The 365-nt window shown below is 41.4% G+C and carries 1 protein-coding gene; it reads right to left on the bottom strand.

Annotated elements, in window-relative coordinates; translation table 11 throughout:
* Positions 1-365, bottom strand: a 365-nt coding sequence (locus tag EZM65_RS15605) for a hypothetical protein (RefSeq protein WP_169051733.1), incomplete at both ends; no start/stop codon positions are given.

Raw genomic sequence — 365 nt, 5'->3', positions numbered from 1 at the left:
GATCCCCAAGGTGGAGCTAGAGTTGCAGCTTCTTTGTTAACACGACCAAAAATATTTGGAGTGCTGTTATCTAAAGCTTCAATTCTTACATAACCGTAGCCGTTAGCATCAAGTCCAGTTTCAAAGGAAACAGGGTCGATGTTGAAAGGTCTGTTGGGTAAACTATTGAAGTTCGCAAGTATAGACTGATGCATCCATACTCTAATTCTAACGTTTGGTTTTGTTCCACCTCCTTCATAGTCTATTGATACGATTAAGGTTCCTGGTACCATGATGTCGCCATCAGCATCAAAAGTCCATGCAGTTCTTCCTCCGTCATTTCCGGTATTCCCAAAAACAACATCTCCGGGAACATAATCAATAAG

The organism is Flavobacterium sp. H122, assembly GCF_004959765.1.
Lineage (GTDB): Bacteria > Bacteroidota > Bacteroidia > Flavobacteriales > Flavobacteriaceae > Flavobacterium.
Note: the sequence above shows the minus strand (reverse complement) of the source record. Positions and strands in the feature narration are given on the sequence as shown.